18 protein-coding genes are annotated in these 18795 nt (G+C 65.8%); 5 read left to right on the plus strand and 13 right to left on the minus strand.

Annotation, left to right across the window (positions count from 1 at the left end):
• Positions 1-14: 14 nt before the first annotated feature.
• Both senA and BMX85_RS17115 read left to right on the plus strand, forming a co-directional pair.
• Positions 15-1214: a selenoneine synthase SenA gene (senA, locus tag BMX85_RS17110; protein ID WP_177196794.1), complete on the plus strand. Its 1200-nt coding sequence runs from the start codon at positions 15-17 to the stop codon at positions 1212-1214.
• 58 nt (positions 1215-1272) lie between these two features.
• Positions 1273-2574: a Xaa-Pro dipeptidase gene (locus BMX85_RS17115; protein WP_090320720.1), complete on the plus strand. Its 1302-nt coding sequence runs from the start codon at positions 1273-1275 to the stop codon at positions 2572-2574.
• Between the two features lie 79 nt (positions 2575-2653).
• On the opposite strand, the gene BMX85_RS17120 is transcribed toward BMX85_RS17115, so the two are convergent.
• The 5 genes from BMX85_RS17120 to BMX85_RS17140 all read right to left on the minus strand — a co-directional run bounded on the left by BMX85_RS17120 (position 2654) and on the right by BMX85_RS17140 (position 8276).
• A complete protein-coding gene (locus BMX85_RS17120; RefSeq protein ID WP_090320723.1) occupies positions 2654-3886 on the minus strand; it encodes a malic enzyme-like NAD(P)-binding protein in 1233 nt (410 codons plus the stop codon).
• Positions 3887-3976: 90 nt separating this feature from the next.
• The gene (locus tag BMX85_RS17125) at positions 3977-5272 is read right to left on the minus strand and encodes a Glu/Leu/Phe/Val family dehydrogenase (protein ID WP_090320726.1); all 1296 of its coding nucleotides are present in this window, start codon (positions 5270-5272) and stop codon (positions 3977-3979) included.
• Between the two features lie 166 nt (positions 5273-5438).
• Positions 5439-6401, minus strand: coding sequence for a LysR substrate-binding domain-containing protein (locus BMX85_RS17130; protein WP_090320729.1), 963 nt, complete (start codon positions 6399-6401; stop codon positions 5439-5441).
• Positions 6402-6416: 15 nt separating this feature from the next.
• A complete protein-coding gene (locus tag BMX85_RS17135; RefSeq protein WP_090320732.1) occupies positions 6417-7772 on the minus strand; it encodes an MFS transporter in 1356 nt (451 codons plus the stop codon).
• A gap of 27 nt (positions 7773-7799) precedes the next feature.
• Positions 7800-8276: a MarR family winged helix-turn-helix transcriptional regulator gene (locus tag BMX85_RS17140; protein WP_090320735.1), complete on the minus strand. Its 477-nt coding sequence runs from the start codon at positions 8274-8276 to the stop codon at positions 7800-7802.
• A 50-nt stretch (positions 8277-8326) separates the two neighbouring features.
• Here BMX85_RS17140 and BMX85_RS30540 point away from each other — a divergent pair, with 50 nt between their 5' ends.
• The 3 genes from BMX85_RS30540 to BMX85_RS17150 all read left to right on the plus strand — a co-directional run bounded on the left by BMX85_RS30540 (position 8327) and on the right by BMX85_RS17150 (position 10026).
• Positions 8327-8497, plus strand: a complete 171-nt coding sequence (locus BMX85_RS30540) for a hypothetical protein (RefSeq protein ID WP_177196795.1) — start codon at positions 8327-8329, stop codon at positions 8495-8497.
• 61 nt (positions 8498-8558) lie between these two features.
• Positions 8559-9764, plus strand: a complete 1206-nt coding sequence (locus tag BMX85_RS17145; protein ID WP_090320738.1) for a cation:proton antiporter — start codon at positions 8559-8561, stop codon at positions 9762-9764.
• Between the two features lie 13 nt (positions 9765-9777).
• On the plus strand, positions 9778-10026 hold the full coding sequence (locus tag BMX85_RS17150; protein ID WP_090320741.1) for a DUF3297 family protein: 249 nt from the start codon (positions 9778-9780) through the stop codon (positions 10024-10026).
• A gap of 52 nt (positions 10027-10078) precedes the next feature.
• Here the strand turns inward: BMX85_RS17150 and BMX85_RS30170 are convergent, their stop codons facing one another.
• The 8 genes from BMX85_RS30170 to BMX85_RS17185 all read right to left on the minus strand — a co-directional run bounded on the left by BMX85_RS30170 (position 10079) and on the right by BMX85_RS17185 (position 18727).
• Positions 10079-10270, minus strand: coding sequence for a hypothetical protein (locus tag BMX85_RS30170; protein WP_143068017.1), 192 nt, complete (start codon positions 10268-10270; stop codon positions 10079-10081).
• A 132-nt stretch (positions 10271-10402) separates the two neighbouring features.
• Positions 10403-11647: an MFS transporter gene (locus BMX85_RS17155; RefSeq protein WP_090320745.1), complete on the minus strand. Its 1245-nt coding sequence runs from the start codon at positions 11645-11647 to the stop codon at positions 10403-10405.
• A gap of 2 nt (positions 11648-11649) precedes the next feature.
• Complete coding sequence (locus BMX85_RS17160; RefSeq protein WP_090320748.1) at positions 11650-11979, minus strand: hypothetical protein; 330 nt, start codon at positions 11977-11979, stop codon at positions 11650-11652.
• Positions 11980-11991: 12 nt separating this feature from the next.
• Complete coding sequence (locus BMX85_RS17165; protein ID WP_090320751.1) at positions 11992-12549, minus strand: RNA polymerase sigma factor; 558 nt, start codon at positions 12547-12549, stop codon at positions 11992-11994.
• A 65-nt stretch (positions 12550-12614) separates the two neighbouring features.
• Positions 12615-14228: a retropepsin-like aspartic protease gene (locus BMX85_RS17170; RefSeq protein ID WP_229210533.1), complete on the minus strand. Its 1614-nt coding sequence runs from the start codon at positions 14226-14228 to the stop codon at positions 12615-12617.
• Between the two features lie 168 nt (positions 14229-14396).
• Entirely contained in the window at positions 14397-15797 is a 1401-nt protein-coding gene (locus tag BMX85_RS17175) for a DEAD/DEAH box helicase (protein WP_090320753.1), read from the minus strand.
• A 501-nt stretch (positions 15798-16298) separates the two neighbouring features.
• A complete protein-coding gene (fabI, locus tag BMX85_RS17180) occupies positions 16299-17090 on the minus strand; it encodes an enoyl-ACP reductase FabI (protein ID WP_090320756.1) in 792 nt (263 codons plus the stop codon).
• A 218-nt stretch (positions 17091-17308) separates the two neighbouring features.
• Positions 17309-18727 carry a transglycosylase SLT domain-containing protein gene (locus BMX85_RS17185; protein ID WP_090320759.1) on the minus strand — a complete coding sequence of 473 codons (1419 nt, stop codon included), beginning with the start codon at positions 18725-18727 and terminating at the stop codon, positions 17309-17311.
• Positions 18728-18795: the final 68 nt, after the last annotated feature.

Below are 18795 nucleotides of genomic sequence, written 5' to 3' on the forward strand. Positions count from 1 at the left end.
GTTACAATCGCCCCATGAATTCCAGCCCACCCTCGTTCCGGAACGCCAGTCCACAGCAATTGGCGCAATCGCTGCGGCATGCGCGGGATTATACGCTGCTGCTGTTCGATTGCTTCGCCGCCGCCGGCATGGACGTGCCGTCCCGCGTGCCGCAACTGCGCATCCTCAATCCGCCGCTGTGGGAGCTGGGCCACATCGCCTGGTTCGCCGAATGGTTCATCCTGCGCGAGGCGGCGTCGAGCCATCCGGCCGACGGCAACGGCAACTGCCTGCTCAGCCGTGGCGACGACTGGTTCGACTCGGCGCTGGTGCCGCACCGCAGCCGCTGGACGCTGGACCTCCCCGCCACCGGCGCGCTCAAGACCTACTGCCACGAGGTGCTGGACCGGGTGCTCGACAAACTGTCGCGCGAGCCCAACACCGACGAGGCGCTGTACCCTTACCGGCTGGCGCTGGCGCACGAGGACATGCACGGCGAGGCGCTGCTCTACACCTTGCAGACGCTCGGGCTGCCGGCGCCGGCGAAGGCCGCCGCGCCGGCGCCGGCGCTGTTCGCGCCGTCGGAGATCGGCTTCCCCGGCGGGACCATCGAGATGGGCAGCGCCGGCGGCGGCTTCGTGTTCGACAACGAGCGCGCCGCGCACGCCGTGCGGGTGGGGCCGTTCACCATCGACAGCAGCCTGGTGACCAACACCCAGTATGCCGATTTCGTCGCCGATGGCGGTTATGACGACCGCCAGTTCTGGAGCAACGCCGGCGCCGAATGGCTGATGCGCCAGGAACGCTCGGCGCCGCGCCACTGGCAGCGCGACGGCGGCGTGTGGCGCACGATGCGCTTCGGCGAGCTGACCACCTTGGGCGGCGCGGAGCCGGTGCGCCATCTGACGCTGTACGAGGCGCAGGCCTATTGCGCCTGGGCCGGACGGCGCCTGCCGACCGAGGCGGAGTGGGAGTACGCCGCGTTGTCGGGCCACCCGGCGTTCCGCTGGGGCCAGTTATGGGAGTGGACGTCGACGCCGTTCGAGCCGTATCCGGATTTCGCGCCGGACCGCTACCGCGAGTATTCGCAGCCGTGGTTCACCACCCACCAGGCGCTGCGCGGGGCCTCGTTCGCGACGCAGCCGAGGATGATCTCCCCCAAGTACCGCAATTTCTACATGCCCGAGCGCGACGACATGTTCGTCGGCCTGCGTACCTGCGCCTGGCAAAAGTAGCTACGCGTTTGCATGCTTGCTCTGCTATCCTTTTCTCTTTTTGAAAAGGGCGCACGCCATGAAGTTCAAGCATCTCCTGATCACCGCCAGCGTACTGGGCGCCCTCGGCGCGGCGCTACCGTCTTTCGCCGCCGACGCCAAGGCGCAAGCCAGTGTGGTCGTCATCCGCGCCGGCAAACTGGTCGACGTGGTGGCCGGAACGGTGCTCAAGGACCAGACCATCGTCATCACCGGCGAGCGTATCACCTCGGTCGGGCCGAGCGCGTCGGCCAGGGTGCCGGGCGGCGCGCAGGTGATCGACTTGTCGTCGCAGACGGTGCTGCCAGGCTTGATCGACACGCATACCCATTTGACCGCCAACGCCTACCTGGGCGGCTACAACGCGCTGGGCGTTTCCGACACGCGCGCGGCGCTGTACGGGGTGCGCTCGGCGCGCAAGACGCTGGAGGCGGGCTTCACCAGCGTGCGCAACGTGGGCGCCGGCGGCTTTGGCGACGTGGCGCTGCGCGACGCCATCGACGAGGGCGACTTCATCGGACCGCGCATGCGCACCGCCGGTTATGCGATCGGCATCCAGGGCGGTCATTGCGACGAAAACCTGCTGCCGCCGGATATGAAGATCACCGGGCGCGGCGTGGCCGACGGGCCTTGGGAGGCGCGCGCCAAGGTGCGCGAGATGGCCAAGTATGGCGCCGACGTGATCAAGATTTGCGCCTCGGGCGGGGTGCTGTCGAAGGGCGACGAGCCGGGCGCGCAGCAGTACACGCTGGAGGAGATGCAGGCCATCGTCGGCGAGGCGCACAAGCTGGGACGCAAGGTGGCCGCGCACGCGCACGGCGCCAGCAGCATCCGCGATGCGATTCTGGCCGGCGTCGATTCGGTCGAGCATGCGAGTTTGATCGACGACGAGGGCATCAGGCTCGCGCGCGAGAAGGGCACGTATCTGGTGATGGATATTTATAACGACGACTTCATTTTGCAGGAGGGCGAGAAGGCCGGCATGCTGCCGGAGTCGATCGCCAAGGAGAAGGTGATCGGCCAGCTGCAGCGCGATAACTTCCGCAAGGCGTTCACCGGCGGCGCGAAGATGGCGTTCGGCAGCGACTCTGGCGTGTATCCGCATGGCGACAACGCCCGGCAGTTCGCGTACATGATCAAATACGGCATGACGTCGATGCAGGCGATTCAGGCGGCGACCATCAACGCGGCCGATTTGTTGGGGTGGAAGGACAGGGTGGGGTCGATCAGCGCCGGCAAATTCGCCGACATCATCGCGGTCAAGGGCGATCCGGCCGAGAACGCGGCGGAGTTGACCAAGGTGTCGTTCGTGATGAAAGGTGGCGAGGTGATTCGGCGGTGATCGGAAAATCCGCAGGGCATTCGGGGGGCGTACCAGACGGGCACGACCCCGTCGTACGGGGTGCGGGTCCGATACGCGTTTAGATCAGCGATTCGGCCAGGTCGGCCAGGTCGTTGGCGTAGTCGATCTCGATCAGTTCCTTGCGCGCCACGCCGCTGCGGTAGGCGGCGGTGGCGATCTTCGGCGTGACGCCGCGCAGCAGGCGCGGGTCCAGCAGGCCAGGCACCACGTAGTCCTTGCCGAAGCGCGCGTCGGCGCGCGCCATGTCGGCCAGCGCCACCACGCAGGCGCGCTTCATTTCCTGGTTGATGGTCGAGGCGCCGCAGTCGAGCGCCGCGCGGAACAGGTAGGGGAAGCATAGCGCGTTGTTGATCTGGTTCGGATAGTCCGAGCGGCCGGTGGCGATGATGGCGTCGGGCGCCACCTCGCGCACCAGCTCCGGACGCAGTTCCGGTTCCGGATTGGCCAAGGTGAAGACGATCGGGTGCGCGTTCATGCGCGTGATGTCGGCCTGCGACAGCACGCCCGGACCGGAGACGCCCAGGAAGACGTCGGCGCCTTCCATCACGTCCGACAGCCGGGTGGCGGTGGTGTGCTGCGCCCACGCGGCTTTTTCGCCGTCGAGCGCGCGCACGGTGGTCAGCACGCCCTTGCTGTCGCAGACGAAGATGTTGTGCTTCTGCGCGCCCAGGTCGACCAGCAGCTCGAGGCAGGCGATGGCGGCGGCGCCGGCGCCGGAACAGACGATTTTGACGGTGGCGATGTCGCGGCCCGTCATTTCGATCGCGTTGAGCATGCCGGCGCCGACGACGATGGCGGTGCCGTGCTGGTCGTCGTGGAACACCGGGATCGACAGGCGCTCGCGCAGCTTGCGCTCGATGTAGAAGCATTCCGGCGCCTTGATGTCTTCGAGGTTGATGCCGCCGAAGGTCGGGTGCAGCGCGGCGATGATCTCGACCAGCTTGTCCGGATCGGTCTCGTCGATTTCGATGTCGAAGGCGTCGATGCCGGCGAATTTTTTGAACAGAACCACTTTACCTTCCATCACCGGCTTGCCGGCGAGCGCGCCGATGTTGCCCAGGCCGAGCACCGCGGTGCCGTTGGTGATGACGCCCACCAGGTTGCCCTTGGCGGTGTACTCGTAGGCCTTGGCCGGCTCGCGCTGGATTTCGACGCAAGGGGCGGCGACGCCGGGCGAATAGGCCAGCGCCAGGTCTTCCTGGGTGCCGACGCTCTTGGTCACTTCGATGGCGATCTTGCCGGCCTTGCCGGCGCGGTGATAGGCCAGTGCTTTCTGTTCGATGGTGCTCATGTTTTCCCTATTTTTGGTGACGCTCTATATGCGAAAAACGCCCGCACGGGCCAAGACCGGTGCAGGCGCAAATTACTGGAATTCGTTACATCATGGGTACAGGCCGCGGACCTCGCGGGCTTGCAGCACGCGCGTGCACGCCAGAATGAAGGTGGCGGTGCGCAGCGTAACCTTCTTCTCTTGCGACACGGACCATACGGCGTTGAACGCCTCCTGCATGATGCGCGTCAGGCGGGCATTGATCTCGTCCTCGCTCCAGAAGAAGCTGGAGAAATCCTGCACCCATTCAAAGTATGACACAGTTACGCCGCCGGCGTTCGCCAGCACGTCCGGCACGATCAGCACGTCCTTGTCGGTCAGGATGTCGTCCGCTTCCGGCGTGGTCGGGCCGTTGGCGCCCTCCAGGATGATTTTGGTGCGGATGCGCTGCGCGTTGTCGGCGGTGATCTGCTGTTCCAGCGCGGCCGGAATCAGGATCTCGGTTTCGATGTCCCAGAAGGCGTCGCGGTCGAGGAAGGCTTCGGCGCCGGGGAACCCGGTGACGCTGCCGCATTCGGCCACGTGGTGGTGCAGGCGGGCGATATCGAGGCCGCCCTGGTGCACCACGGTGCCGGTGTGGTCCTGCACGGCGACGACCTTGGCGCCGGCGTCGGCGAACATGGTGGCGGCGACGCCGCCGACGTTGCCGAAGCCCTGGATGGCGACGCGGGCGCCTTCGATGGCGACACCGCGCTTGACGGCGGCCTCGCGGCCGACCACGAACACGCCGCGGCCGGTCGCTTCGCGCCGGCCCAGCGAGCCGCCCAGCGAGATCGGCTTGCCGGTGACGACGCCGGTCGACAGGTTACCTTCGATCATGGCGTAGGAATCCATCATCCACGCCATCACCTGTTCGTTGGTGTTGACGTCGGGCGCCGGGATGTCCTTGTTCGGTCCGATGATCAGGCTGATTTCGCTGGTGTAGCGGCGCGTCAGGCGCTGCAGTTCGCCGCGCGACAGGGTTTTCGGGTCGACCCGGATGCCGCCCTTGGCGCCGCCGTACGGCACGTTGACCGCCGCGTTTTTGACCGTCATCCAGGCCGACAGCGCCATCACTTCCGACAAGGTCACGTCCTGGTGGAAGCGCACGCCGCCCTTGCCCGGACCACGCGACATGTTGTGCTGCACGCGGTAGCCTTCGTAGTGGGCGATCGAGCCGTCGTCGCGCTCGATCGGCACGTCGACGGTCAGGATGCGCTTGGGGCGCTTGAGCGTTTCGACCCAGCGCGACAGGCTGCCCAGGTGGGGCGTGACGCGGTCGATCTGTTGAAGGTAAACGCCCCATGGTCCCAGATCTTCCGGGTTGAGGTAGGACGGCAGTGCGTGCTGCTGGTGTGCGGTGGTCATGCTCGGGCTCCGTTGGATTTTGTTTTGGCGAGCGCCGCGCGCTGGTGGCATGGCGCGGCGTTCAGTGGAACGAATCATAGGATGGAGCCGCGCGGACGGGCCAATGCTGTATGCGCATTCGACTATGCGTTTTATGCATAGTTATGCAAATATTAATTTTTATGCCTTAGCGTTCGGAGACCGCCACGCGGCGTTTGCGCCCGCCCTCGTTTTGCTGCCGTTCGAGGAAATCCCACAGCCTGGCGACGATGGCCTTGCCGGGGCGCTGCGGCGACGGCCGCTCGCGGTACAGGCGGATCTCCATTTCGATTTCCCACTCCGCGCTGTCGTTGTCGGCGCGCGCGAGCAGCTTTTGTTTGAGCTCGCGGGTGACGGCCGATTCGGGCAGGAAGGCGACGCCGCTGCCTTCGAGCGCCATCATTTTCAAGCCTTCGGCCATGTCGGTCTCGTAATGCGGCTCGAGGTGCAGCGGGGTCTTGGCGTCGCCCAGCATCAGCTCCACCATGCGGCCCAGGTAGGCGTTGTTGGTATACGATAAAAACGGCAGCGGCGCCTTCTTGGTGCCGGGCAGCTTGAAGTCGGGCACCTTGTTCTTGTCGCAGCGGGCGTAGGGGCGCAGCGATTCGCGCCCCAGCACCAGCATGTCGTAGCGGCCCGGGTCGAGCTGCACCGGCTGGCGCGGATGGTGGTAGCACAGCAGCAGGTCGCAGCCGCCTTCGACCAGCTGCAGCACGGCGTCGTGCACGTTGAGCGCCATCAGGCGGCTGCTGACGGGCGCGAAGTCGCGCGCCAGCCCGGCCAGCCATTTGGGCACGAAGGTCAGCGACAAGGTGTGCGGCACGGCCAGGTCGACGCTGGTCTGGGCGGCGGCGCGCTTGGAACGCAGCATGTCGCGCGCGCCGTTGATCTGCGCCAGCATTTCGAGCGCCTGTTCGTAGAACACGGTGCCGGCCGGCGTCAGCCTGGTGGGGTAGGAGGTGCGGTCGACCAGGTCGGTGCCGAGCCAGTTCTCGAGCGACTGGATGCGGCGCGAGAAGGCCGGCTGCGTGACGTGGCGCAGCGCCGCCGAGCGGCTGAAATTATTGGTCTCGACCAGGGAGATGAAGTCTTCCAGCCATTTGGTTTCCATGCGGGGTATCCCTTATTACGCGTTCGTGATGCGGCGCATCGGCGTGAACACATACGCCAGCGCCGCGCACAGCACCAGTATCATGCCACCGCCGGCGAACAATTGCGACAGCGGCACCATCGTCAGCAGCCAGCCGGTGGCGCCGGCCGACAGCGGGGCCAGGCCCATGAAGATGAACATGAAGATGCTCATGGCGCGTCCCATCATGTGCGGCGGCACGCGGCGCTGGATCCACGTGAAGACGTTGATCTGCATGAAGCCGGCCAGCACGCCGATGGCCAGCATCAGCGAGGCCGCCTGCCACACCGCGTCGACCGCGCCCAGCGGCATGACCAGCAGTCCGACGGCGCCGTCGATCAGCAGCAGCAGCGTGCCGAAGCTGGCGAAGCGCAGGCGCGCGCCGCCCAGCGCCGCCGCGCCCATGCCGAGCAGGGTGCCGGCGCCGTGCACGCCCATCAGCAGGCCCAGGGTGGCGGCGCCGTGCAGCGCGGCCGACAGCACCGGCAGGCCGACCTGCATGGCGCCGCCGATCAGCAGCGAGACGGCGCCCCAGTAGATGAAACAGGTGCGCAGCGGGACGTCGCGCCACACCATCGCCAGGCCGTCGCCGACGGCGCGCAGCACCGAGGCCGGCGCCGGCGTCGATGGCGGCGCGGCCAGCAGGCGCACTTTCGACAGGGTCCACGCCGACACCAGGAAGCTGAGGCAATCGAGGCCGAACGCCAGCGCCAGGCCGCGCGCGTCGGCCACCAGCGGGCCGGCGCCGTGGGCCTGGCGTTGCAGGTGGCCGCCGTCGCCGCCGATCGCCAGCAGGCCCGCCGCGATCAGCGGACCGGCCAGCATCGACAGCTGGCGCAGTCCCATCAACATGCCGTTGGCCGCCTGCAGCTGTTGCGGCGCGATCGCCAGCGGCATGATCGAGGTGCCCGACGGGATGCCGAACGCCTGCGCCAGGCCGATGCCGAAGGCCAGCGCGTAAATGGCCATCAGGGTCAGATGCGGCGTCATGACGACGGTGAGCGAGAGCGCCGCGCCGACGTCCAGCGTGTGCGCCGGCCGCTGGTCGAGCACCAGTAGCGTGAGCACGGCCAGCAGCGCGGCGTTGGCGTACTTGCTGAGCATGAGCACGCGCCGGGGCGAGTGGCGGTCCACCAGCGCGCCGCCGACGAGGATGAAGACCGCGCGCGGAATGCTCATCAGCGCGATGACCAGGCCCAGCGCCACGGTGTCGCCGGTCAGCCTGAACACCAGCCAGGGCAGGGCGATCATCGTCAGCTGGTCGCCCAGCATGGAGATCACGCCGCCGCGCAGCAGCCATTTGAAGTTGGGCTCGCGCAGCAGCGCGGCGCGGGCAGGGATGGGTTCGGACATGGTGGCTCTCGGGCGGTCGGGGGAAGGTCAGGAGTTCGTCGCGTTCATGCCGGCGATCAGGCCGAGCGCGTCGCTCAGGGCGGCGAATTGTTCGCGCGGGCAGTTGCGCAGCAAGTCCTTGCTGATCTGCTCGGCGACGACGACGGCGTTGTTGAGCAGTTCGCGCCCGGTGGCGGTGATGGCGGCGTAGGCGACGCGGGCGTCGCGCGGGTCTTGCTGGCGCTCGACCAGGCCGATCTTTTCCAGCGGCAGCAGGGTGCGGGTGACGCCGGAGGCAGTCAGTCCCTGGCGTTCCGCCAGATCGACGCGGCGCAGGCGGCCGCCGGGCGCGCGGTTCAGGTAGTGCAGCAGCATGAAGTCGCCGAAGCTGATGCCGTGGTAGCCGCCCAGCACCTGGTCGAGGCGGCGCACCAGGGTGGCCTGGGCGCGCGCCAGGCGCAGCGCGAACTCCAGGCTGGGGCTGACGGCGGCGGGGGACGGAAAGTCGTTGTCGAGGTTGTCCATAAATCATCCTTTGGTTGTTGATTAATACTTGATTGCGCAAGTATATACCCATGCCGCCGGAAAGCAAGCGCGGCGGCGGCGCGTGGCCGGCGCGGGTGTGGTGTTTACGACACGGCATGGCCGGATTTGATGTGGACTACACGGGCGCAGGCGAGCCGGATGATGAAAAGATTAACCTGGGATCGCTTCCAGCGCCGCTTTCGCCATACAATATTGCCTAAAGTTATGCCTGCATGCGGCGGCGGGACTTTTACTCAAACTACAAAAAGCAGGGGACATATTATGCATATGGGGACCACCGAGATCTTTTTGATCGCGATGTTAATTATCTTTAGCGTGCCGTATTTGATTTGGCGCTTCGGTAACACCGACTACTGGGCGCCGCTGGTGGTGGTGCAGATCATCACCGGCGTGCTGCTCGGCCCCGGCGTGCTCGGCCGCGCCTATCCCGAGTACTACAGCTTTGTCTTCAATCCGCAGGTGGTGCAGTCGCTCAACGGCATCGCCTGGTGGGCGGTGATGATTTTCGTGATGATCGCCGGTATCGAGCTCGACCTCAAAAAGGCGTGGGAGCACCGCCGCGAGAGCACCATCACCGCCGGACTGGCGCTGGGCACGCCGCTGCTGTTCGGCTGCGTGGCGGCGATCGGCATGCTCGGCTACGCCGGCTGGATCGGCCCGAAGGCGCAGAACTGGCAGTTCGTGCTGGGCGTGGGCATGGCGTGCGCGGTCACGGCGCTGCCGATCCTGATCCTGCTGATGGAAAAACTGGAGATCCTGCGCCAGCCGATCGGCCAGCGCATCCTGCGCTACGCCAGCCTGGACGACATCGCCATCTGGGGCGTGCTGGCCGTCATCATGCTCGACTGGGAGCGCGTCACGCGCCAGCTGGGCTTCCTGGTGCTGTTCGCCGTCGCCACCAAGCTGTTCCGCATGCTGATGGTGCGCATCCCCGAGACCGACCGCTGGTACGTGTCCCTGATCTGGCTGGCGATCGTCTCGTTCGCGGCCGACTGGGCCGGCTTGCACTTCATGGTCGGCGCCTTCCTGGCCGGCGCCGTCATGGAGGCCGACTGGTTCGACCAGAAGCGCATGGACTTCATGCGCCAGAACATGCTGCTGGCGATCATGCCGGTGTACTTCCTCAGCGCCGGGCTGCGTACCAACTGGGGCGTGGGCGGCTCGGCCGTGTTCGTCGCGGCCGGGGTGCTGCTGGCGGTGTCGCTGTCGGGCAAGCTGATCGGCACGCACATCGCCGGCAAGATCCTCAACTGGGGGCCGGGCGAGGCGTCGATCATCGGCTGGCTGTTGCAGACCAAGGCGCTGATCATGATCATCTTTTCCAACATCCTGCTCGACAAGGGCGTCATCACCAACGAGACCTTCACGGCGCTGCTGTTGATGGCCATCGGCAGCACCATGCTGACGGTGCCGGTGGTGTATCCGAAATTGCAGCGCGTGGCGCAGCTGATCTTCAAAACCAGCTGATATAATGTCGCCCATGAACGATACTACTCAACTCCCTCCGCTGCCCGATCGCCTGTCGATCGATCCGCGCAGCCCGCACCATGTCGCCGCCGTGTTCGAACACGACGTCGGCATCCGTTTCAACGACAAAGAGCGTCTGGACGTCGACGAATATTGCATCAGCGAAGGCTGGATCAAGGTTCCGGCCGGCAAAAGCCTGGACCGCAAGGGCAATCCGATGCTGATCAAGCTCAAAGGCAAGGTCGAAGCGTTTTACCGTTGATCGACCACTCTGAAAACAGCAAGGCCGCCTGGTTGCAACCGGCGGCCTTTTTTTATTGCGGGCGGTGTTCGCTACGCAGCTTGTCGAGCATCTGCAACGTCGCCGGCACCAGGTTCATGATGCCGTGGTAGGCGCAGTACTCGCAAAACGCCTCTTCCGGGCTCATCGCGTTGATGCTGTTGTCGGAGTGTCCGCGGCGGCGCAGCGCCCGCAAACAGGCCGCGTCCATATTTCTGGCGTTCATGCAATTGCTCCCTTCGGGTTGAGGTATTGATTATCACTCCGGCCATTATAGTGGCAAAATAGTTCTGTGTGGCAACTATGTTGAGGTTTCTTAATGGAAAGCGATTGATCAAATCCAGGGAGTCATGCACATTTACACCGGAACCTGGGCGACGGCCGCCATGCCGCGTTGCAGGCGCCACACCAGCGCCAGCGCCACCAGCGAGGTGGCCACCACCACGTAGCCGATCACGCTGAAGTGCTGCAGCCTGCCGTCCGGGGCCTGGGTGACGATATGGCCGGCCACCACCGACGCCACTCCGCCCGACAGTTGCTGGATCGAGGCGCTGATGGCGTTGAACGCGCCGCGCTGCGTGGCCGGCGGCACCGACGCGGCCATCGCCTGGTACGGAATCATGCGCGAGAAGATACCGACGAACATCAGGGCGTTGACCGCCACCAGCGCCCCCATCGGGATGGTGCCCAGGTGGGTGTAGACCACCACCATCACCATCGACAGCGCGGTGCCGAACACGAACACCGGAAACTTGCCGCGCTTGTCGGCGGCGCGGCCGATCAGCGGGCCGGCGAAGATGGTGCACACGCCGGTGATCAGGTAGACGGTGGGCAGGTGGTGCATGTCGATGCCGAGGTTGTTGACGATGTAGGCGCTGCTGAACGGCATCAGCATGAAGCCGCCCGTGGTCAGCAGCGCGGTGATGGAAAACGCCAGCAGGTGGCGCGGCACCGTGACCGTCTGGTACAGGTGCGCCCACGGGCTGTGCCGCTGGGGCTGGCCGAGGTGGGCGTTCACCGGCTGCATTTTCCAGGCCACCAGCAGGCCCCCGGCCAGGCCGAACGCGGCCATGGCGAGGAAGGGGATGTGCCAGTCCCATTTGTTGGACAAATAAATGCCGATCGGGATGCCGAGCACCTGGCTGGCGGCGAACGCGGTCTGGATCACGCCCATGACCCGGCCGCGCATCTGCGGCGGGAACAGGTCGGTCGAGATGGCCAGCACGATCGAGCCGATGACGCCGCCGAACAGGCCGGTGACCACGCGCGCGGCCAGCAGGCTCTCGAAGCTTTGTGCCAGGCCGCACCAGACGGTGCCGAGGATGAAACCGGTGTAGAAGAACAGCAGCAGCTTCTTGCGGTCGTAGCGGTCGGCGAAGCCGGCCGTCAGCAGGCCCGAGGCGCCGGCGCTGAAGGCGTAGGCCGACACCACCAGGCCGAACTCCATCGGCCCGATGTTCAGGGCCGGCATGATGACCGCGCCCAGCGGCGACATCAGCATGAAGTCGAGGATCACCGCGAACTGCAGGAAGGCCAGCATGGCGACGACGATTTTTTGATACGGCGTGAAATTCGCCGCCGTGGCGGCGTTGGTTGTTGTCATTTTTATTCCTTGGCGCTGTCGTTGGTCCAGTCGCGGCCGTGGCCCCAGAAGCGGCCTTTGTGGGCGGCGCGGAACTGTTCCCTTTCTTCCGGCGTCATCGCTTGCCAGCGCTGCCAGCGTTGCGCGCCGCCGTCGTGGTGGTGGCGGCCGCCGAAGCCGCCGACCAGGATGCGACACAATACCAGCAGGCCGAGCGCGCGCCAATAGTCCAGCGGCGCGCCGCCGGTGAACAGGTGGGGCACGATCCAGTTCCATAGCAGCATGACGATCCAGCCCAGCAGCGCCAGGATCACCAGCATCTTGGGGATGAGCAGCAGTTTATATTTAAGCATTTCAACTCTCCTTTATTCGTTGTACAGGTCTTGCAGCCGCGCGCGCAGATGCAGCACGGCATAGCGTTTGCGCGCCAGCAGGGTATTGACGGATACGCCGCTTTGCAGCGCCATTTCCTTGAAACTCAGGCCGTCGAGCTCATGCGCGATGAACACTTCGCGCTGATTCGCCGGCAACTCTTCCAGCGCCGCCTGCAATTGTTCGAGCAGCATGGCGCGGTGGTAGGCATGTTCCGGGCCCGCGTCGGCGGACGGCACCAGCAGGTCGAGGCGGTAGGCTTCGCCATCCTCGTCGACCATGTCGTCCAGCGCCACCTCCTTTTTCTTGCGGAAGCGGTCGATGATGCGGTTGCGGGCGACGCGGTACAACCAGGCGCTGACTTGCTCGATCGGCTCGGGCAGCCGGTGGGCCTGGGTGAATTCGTAAAAGACGTCCTGCAGGATGTCTTCGGCGTCGGTCTGGTCGGCCACCCGGCGGCGGATGAAGCTGCCCAGCTTCGAACGCTCGCGCAACACCGTCGCGGTGATGGTTTGGTCGTGGTCGGCGGTGGGGGAAGTTGGCGGCGGCATGTAGGTGTAGACGGCCCGCCGTCGCGGATATTGTGTGAACGATACAAATTGTTGCCGGGCGCGGCCTATTCGGCCGACGTCACCTTGTTGGGCTCGATATACACCTTGCCGCCCTGGTAGTCGAACAGGATGTTCAGCTGGCGCAAAATGCCGTTGCTGATATTGCCGGCAAGCGTGGGGCTGTTCATCGTGCCGCCGCCGCGCGTCGACAGTTCCAGGGTCGGATCGGCGATCTGCACGCCGCCCAGTTCAAACAGCTTGCCGCGCGTTTTCAGCACTTGGGTGGTGCCGCCGATGACCTGCGCGGTCTGGATCGTCTCGCCCGCCTGGTATTTTTCCACCAGGCGGTAGCGTTCGACGAACGGCTTGCTCATCGTCAGCGAGAAGTCGCTGCCGGTGTCGATGGTGAACTTGCCGGGCAGGCCGTCGAGCACGGCTTCGATCTGCGGCGTCTTGTCATGGAACGACAGCGGCGTGGCGGCGGCCGGGCCGCGATACACGAAGTGCTGCGGGTCGTGGAAGGTCAGCCGGCGCGCGGCATAGTCGATCAAGGTCGGCGTCAGCCACAGCCACTCGTAGCCGATGGTGCCGTCGATCGGCAGGTTGTCGAGCGTGGGGCTGGTGAAGAAGGCTTGCCGGTCCAGGGTCAGCCCGGCCATGCCGATTTGCTGCACCGTGGTCAGCACGCCGCGCTCGGTCTGCTGGCCGAGGCCGGACAGCACCGCCACGCCCTGCGCCGGCAGCCGCAAGCGCCGGTACAGCTTGTCGCTGATGACGTTGCGCGCGCCGGTGTCGAGGATGAACTTGAACGGTCCTTGCCCGTTCAACGTCAGCAGCACGCAAATGTGCGCCTCGCACGGCTCGAACGGCACCGTCACCGCCGACCGCTGGGCCGAAAAGCCCTGCATGACGGCCGGCTGCGGCAACGAGAAGTCCATTTGCGCGGCGGGGCGGTTGAGCACGATCGTGGACACGCGCAGCGTTTCCTCGTCGGCGCCGTCGGTGGCGTCGCGCACGCTTTCCTCGAAGGGCAGCGTGAGCGCGCCCACGCGGCGGAAATCGCGGTAGTCGATGGTCAGGGTTTTGCCGTCGATCACTTCCTGGCGGCGCTCGATGCGGTGGGTGCCGTCGTTGATCCAGTAATCGAAGGCGATGCCGGACGCCAGCTCGACGCGCACGACCGCGTAGTCGACGCCGGCGTGGCGGCGCGGCGCCTTCAGCTCCAGCCGGCGCGCCTTGGCGCCGCGCGCGAACCACCAGGCATACGATTGGCGTCCCAGGTGCAGCTCGGGATCGCGCGCCGCGCCTTCCTGCTTTTCCAGCTTGCCCATGCGCTGGCGCCAGAAGCTCTGGCCGTCCGAGCGCGACATCAGGCGCGCCACCGCCGACGACGGGATGCGCTGGGCGTAGCGGCCGCTGGCGAAATCGATGTCGCTGCTGCCGGCCTCGTCGTGGTCGAGGTAGGTGCGCACGAACTGGACGTGCTGCGTCTTGACCTGCCGCCAGGCGTCGCCGCCGACCGCCGCGCGCGCCTGGGCGAGCAGCGCCGCCGCGTCGTCGGCGGCGACGCCGCGCAAGCTGGCGATGGCCAGGCAGAGGCCGGCCGCGAGGCGGATCGCGGGGAGGGCGCTGAACACGCGGCTGGTGCGGCGGATGCTGAAAAACGGGCGAACTAGCAAAAATGAATCCTTGGTTTGGCGTCACCGGCAAGCGCGCCGGTGCAAACAGCCATGTTAGCTGAAAAGCCAGCCGCTGCGCCAGCGAGCCGGCGCCCGCACGCAAAAGCGGCCACCAGATCGCTCTGGTGGCCGCTTTGATTGTCGCTTACGCCGGGCTAACGGTGACGATTAACGGTCGCCGTAGCTGCGGCGGGCGCCGTCGGTGCTGCGCGGGTTGCTGCCCTTGTAGCCGCCGCCGGTGCTGCCTTCCTTGCGCGGCGCGCTCGGCTTGCTGAACGTGCGCTGGCCCGGCTTGGCGCCGGTGCGGTTGTCGCCCGGCTTCCAGCCGCCTGGACGCGAGGTCGAGCGGGCCGCCGAGGCGGTCTTCTTCGGCTCGTAGCCTTCGATGACGTTGACCGGGATCAGCTGCTTGGTGAAACGCTCGATGCGCTTGACGTTCATGCCTTCGGCGTGGTTCACCAGCGAGATCGCCAGACCGTTGCGGCCGGCGCGGCCGGTGCGGCCGATGCGGTGCACGTAGTCTTCAGGGAACTTCGGCAGGTCGTAGTTGAACACGTGCGTGATGGTCGGCACGTCGATGCCGCGGGCGGCGACGTCGGTGGCGATCAGGATCTTGACCTGGCCGCGGCGCAGGCTGTCGAGCGTGCGGTTGCGGGCGCCCTGGTGCATGTCGCCATGCAGCGCGGCGGCCGAGAAACCGGCGATGTTCAGGCGGTCGGCGATGGTGTCGGCGTCGCGCTTGGTGGCGGTGAACACCACGGCCTGGTCGAGCGAGTCGTCGCGCAGCAGGTGGTCCAGCAGGCGGTTCTTGTGCGACAGGTCGTCGACGAAGTGCACGCGCTGGGTGATGTTTTCATGCTTGTTGGCGGCGCTGAGCACCTGGATCACTTGCGGATCCTTGGTGATGCGGCGCGCCATGTTGCCGACCACGCCGTCGAGCGTGGCCGAGAACAGCATGGTTTGACGGGTGGCCGGGGTGGCGTCGACGATTTTTTCGATGTCGTCGATGAAACCCATGTCCAGCATGCGGTCGGCTTCGTCCAGCACCAGGATTTCCAGTTGCGAGAAGTCGATCTTGCCCGATTCCATGTGGTCGATCAGACGTCCGGGGGTGGCCACCAGGATCTCGGGATTCTTGGCCAGCAATTGCATCTGTTTCGGGTAAGGCATACCGCCCAGGATCGACACGGCCTTCAGGCGGCGCAGGTTGACGCTGTATTTGTCGGTATTGGAGGTTACTTGCAGGGCCAGTTCGCGGGTCGGGGTCAACACCAGCATTTTTGGCTGTGCGGCTTTGAAACGCGGACGCTCGCCACGGGCGCGGGCGGCCTGCATTTCTTGATTGGGAGTCTTGCCGGCGGCGGCCGGATCGATCTCGGACAAACGGTGCAGCGACGGCAGCATAAATGCGGCGGTCTTGCCGGAACCGGTTTGCGAGGAAACCAACAAGTCCTTGCCTGCGATGGCGGCAGGGATGGCCTGCTGCTGAACCGGGGTCGGCGCGGTGTAGCCGGCGTCGGTCAGGGCTTTGATGATGGACGTGTTGAGACCTAGTGCTTCAAATGTCATGCTGTTCTTTCGTAAAAAACCTGCGCCCGTGCAAACGCCGAACGCGAAATAGCAACGCCTACCAAAACGAAATGACTCAATCAAAATCGAAAGAAATTTCGGCACAAAAGCTTTGCGCCGGGACGGTGTCAGGTGCGACACCAAAGGCGGGAGGGCTTCATAAGCGACATCAGGATGATGCGCTAAGGCTTGCGTAGCTGCTAGTAATACCTGGCTGATCAATCGGCGCCGCTGGTTATCGCGGCGCGCTCACTGCAGCGCACAGGCGACACTATACAGTAGTTTCGACCTGCCTGTACAGTTAATTGGTCGTTGTAGTGTGCGCCGCAGCAAAAGCGCCCCCCACCCCCGGGGTCAGTGTCGACATTCGGACACGGGCTGTGCGGTAACAGCGTCGAAGTTGTCGGGTCGATATGCTGGGAATGACCAGCTTGTGTCCGAATGTCGGCACTGACCCCCGGGGTGGGGGGGGTAGTGCGTCGCGCGGCCGGCCGCGCGGGCTTACAGGTAGTCTTCCGCGTTCAGCCCCATCACGTGCGAGAAGCCGCCGTCGACGTAGGTGATCTCGCCGGTGATGCCCGAGGCCAGGTCCGACAGCATGAAGGCGGCCGTGTTGCCCACTTCCTCGATGGTGACGTTGCGGCGCAGCGGCGCGTGCGACGAAGCGAAGCCGAGCAGCTTGCCGAAGTCCTTGATGCCGGACGCGGCCAGGGTCTTGATCGGGCCGGCCGAGATGCCGTTGGCGCGGATGCCCAGCTTGCCCAGGTTTTCGGCCAGGTAGCGCACCGACGCCTCCAGCGACGCCTTGGCCAGGCCCATCGTGTTGTAGTACGGGATCGCGCGCACGGCGCCCAGGTACGACAGGGTCAGCAACGACGAGCCCTCCTTGAGCAGCGGCAGCGCCGCCTTGGCCATGGCCGGGAAGCTGTAGGCGGAAATGTCGTGGGCGACGCGGAAGTTCTCGCGCGTCAGGCCGTCGAGGAAGTCGCCGGCGATCGCTTCGCGCGGCGCGAAGCCGATCGCGTGCACCAGGCCGTCGAGCTGCGACCAGCTCTTGCCAAGGTCGGCGAACACGGCGGCGATCTGCTCGTCGCTGGCGACGTCGCAATCGAACACCAGCTTGCTGTCGAATTCGGCGGCGAACTCGGTGATGCGGTCCTTAAACCGTTCGCCGACATAGGTGAACGCCAGCTCGGCGCCCTCGCGGTGGCAAGCCTTGGCGATGCCGTAGGCGATGGAACGGTTCGACAGCAAACCGGTGATGAGGATTTTTTTGCCTTGCAAGAACGCCATGATGACTCCGATTGCGACTGCGCGCCGGCGCCGGCTCGGACAGCGGGCGGGGCGACGTCAGTGGGGGTTGTTTTTAAGGTGTGAGGCCGTTCGCCTGCCACGCAAGTGCGAGATTGTAGGACGTGTCAGCGTCGACTGCAACCTTTGATCGCCGCCACCCCCGGCGCCGGGCGGGCCGGCCGGGGGGGGCGGCCAACCGGACCGGGACCGTCGCCGGCTCAGTGGCTGGTTTTACGGGCCGGCTTGCCCTTGGCGGCGTCGCGCGGCACGCGCGCCTTGACCAGCGTCACCGGCCCGCCCTTGGCGGCGTTGGCCGCGCCGGCGCGCTTGTAGCCGGACTTGGCGACCTTGCCGGCGGCGCGCTCGGCCTCGAAGGCCATCGTCGCGTTGTCGGCCACCTCGGGCGCGATGTCCAGGTAGGCCGAGGTCGACACCTTGGGCACCAGGATGGTCGAACCGGCCTTGAGCATCGAGCGCTGCGGGATGTTGTTGGCCTGGCGGATCACTTCCGGCGTGGTGTGGAAGCGCGACGCCAGCGCGCCGATGCTTTCGCGCGCGCTGGTGATCTTGTGCGTGGTCCAGGTCGACAAATCCTTGCCCCATTGCGCCAGGTTCAGCTGGAACTTGGCGGCGTTTTCCTTCGGCAACAGGATCTTGGTCTGCTCGTCGCCGGTGATGACCGGGCGCTTGAACTGCGGGTTGAGCGCCTTGAACTCGGCCACCGACAGTTCGGCCAGCTGGGCGGCGATGGTCAGATCGATGTCGCTGGTCTTGTCAATGGCGGTGAAGTAGGGCGTGTTGTCGACCGGCGGCAGGGTCACGCCGAACTGGGTCGGGTTGCCGATGATGTTTTTGACGGCTTGCAGTTTCGGCACGTATTCGCGCGTCTCGGTCGGCATCAGCTCCGCCAGGCTCTGGAAATCGGTCGGCTTGCCGGCCGCCTGGTTCTTGGCGATGGCGCGCTGCACCGAGCCTTCGCCCCAGTTGTAGGCGGCCAGCGCCAGTTGCCAGTCGCCGAACATGTCGTACAGGCGCTGCAGATAGGTCAGCGCGGCGTCGGTCGAGGCCAGGATGCCGCGGCGGTCGTCCTTGAAGGCGTCCTGCTTGAGGTTGAAGTCGCGTCCGGTGCCGGGCACGAACTGCCACATGCCGGCGGCGTTGGCGTGCGACAGCGCCTCCGGGTTGAAGGCCGATTCGATGAACGGCAGCAGCGCCAGCTCGGTCGGCATGCCGCGCTTTTCCAGCTCGGTGACGACGTGGAACAGGTAGCGCGAGGCGCGCCCGGTGGTGATGGCCATGTGGTCGGGACGGGCCGTGTACCACTTGGTGTGCTTGGACACGAGGTCGTTGTTAAGGTCCGGAATGGCGTAGCCGCTGCGGATGCGGCCCCACACGTCCTTCTCGCGGAACGCATCGTCGTCGGCCGCTTTGGCCGGCTTGTTGATTTTCAGGGAGGACAGGTCGAGGGCGGGGGACTTCGGCAGGGCGGTCAGCTGGGCCGGCGCGGCCGGCATCGGCATGGACAGCGCCAGGCCCGCCGCCTCGTCGTAGGCGTGGCTGGCGGTCGGCGACAACAGCACCAACAGAGTCGCCAGGGGCGCCGCCAGCGCGGCGCGTTTAGGAATTCGAGGATGCATAGTTTTCCATTGTTGTCGACTGTGAAACATCGAACCGACCATGAATAAACGTGGAGTGTACGAAGGTC

Source organism: Duganella sp. CF517 (assembly GCF_900110275.1).
Classification (GTDB): Bacteria; Pseudomonadota; Gammaproteobacteria; order Burkholderiales; family Burkholderiaceae_D; genus Rugamonas.

Excerpts from the sequence above, each read along its gene's own strand:
- BMX85_RS17115 (WP_090320720.1), top strand. The coding sequence starts at position 1,273 with ATGAAGTTCAAGCATCTCCTGATCACCGCCAGCGTACTGGGCGCCCTC.
- BMX85_RS17140 (WP_090320735.1), bottom strand. The coding sequence starts at position 8,276 with ATGGACAACCTCGACAACGACTTTCCGTCCCCCGCCGCCGTCAGCCCC.
- BMX85_RS17125 (WP_090320726.1), bottom strand. The coding sequence starts at position 5,272 with ATGACCACCGCACACCAGCAGCACGCACTGCCGTCCTACCTCAACCCG.
- fabI (WP_090320756.1), bottom strand. The coding sequence starts at position 17,090 with ATGGCGTTCTTGCAAGGCAAAAAAATCCTCATCACCGGTTTGCTGTCG.
- senA (WP_177196794.1), top strand. The coding sequence starts at position 15 with ATGAATTCCAGCCCACCCTCGTTCCGGAACGCCAGTCCACAGCAATTG.
- BMX85_RS17165 (WP_090320751.1), bottom strand. The coding sequence starts at position 12,549 with ATGCCGCCGCCAACTTCCCCCACCGCCGACCACGACCAAACCATCACC.
- BMX85_RS30170 (WP_143068017.1), bottom strand. The coding sequence starts at position 10,270 with ATGAACGCCAGAAATATGGACGCGGCCTGTTTGCGGGCGCTGCGCCGC.
- BMX85_RS30540 (WP_177196795.1), top strand. The coding sequence starts at position 8,327 with ATGCCGCCGGAAAGCAAGCGCGGCGGCGGCGCGTGGCCGGCGCGGGTG.
- BMX85_RS17185 (WP_090320759.1), bottom strand. The coding sequence starts at position 18,727 with ATGCATCCTCGAATTCCTAAACGCGCCGCGCTGGCGGCGCCCCTGGCG.
- BMX85_RS17120 (WP_090320723.1), bottom strand. The coding sequence starts at position 3,886 with ATGAGCACCATCGAACAGAAAGCACTGGCCTATCACCGCGCCGGCAAG.
- BMX85_RS17130 (WP_090320729.1), bottom strand. The coding sequence starts at position 6,401 with ATGGAAACCAAATGGCTGGAAGACTTCATCTCCCTGGTCGAGACCAAT.
- BMX85_RS17155 (WP_090320745.1), bottom strand. The coding sequence starts at position 11,647 with ATGACAACAACCAACGCCGCCACGGCGGCGAATTTCACGCCGTATCAA.
- BMX85_RS17160 (WP_090320748.1), bottom strand. The coding sequence starts at position 11,979 with ATGCTTAAATATAAACTGCTGCTCATCCCCAAGATGCTGGTGATCCTG.
- BMX85_RS17135 (WP_090320732.1), bottom strand. The coding sequence starts at position 7,772 with ATGTCCGAACCCATCCCTGCCCGCGCCGCGCTGCTGCGCGAGCCCAAC.
- BMX85_RS17145 (WP_090320738.1), top strand. The coding sequence starts at position 8,559 with ATGCATATGGGGACCACCGAGATCTTTTTGATCGCGATGTTAATTATC.
- BMX85_RS17175 (WP_090320753.1), bottom strand. The coding sequence starts at position 15,797 with ATGACATTTGAAGCACTAGGTCTCAACACGTCCATCATCAAAGCCCTG.
- BMX85_RS17150 (WP_090320741.1), top strand. The coding sequence starts at position 9,778 with ATGAACGATACTACTCAACTCCCTCCGCTGCCCGATCGCCTGTCGATC.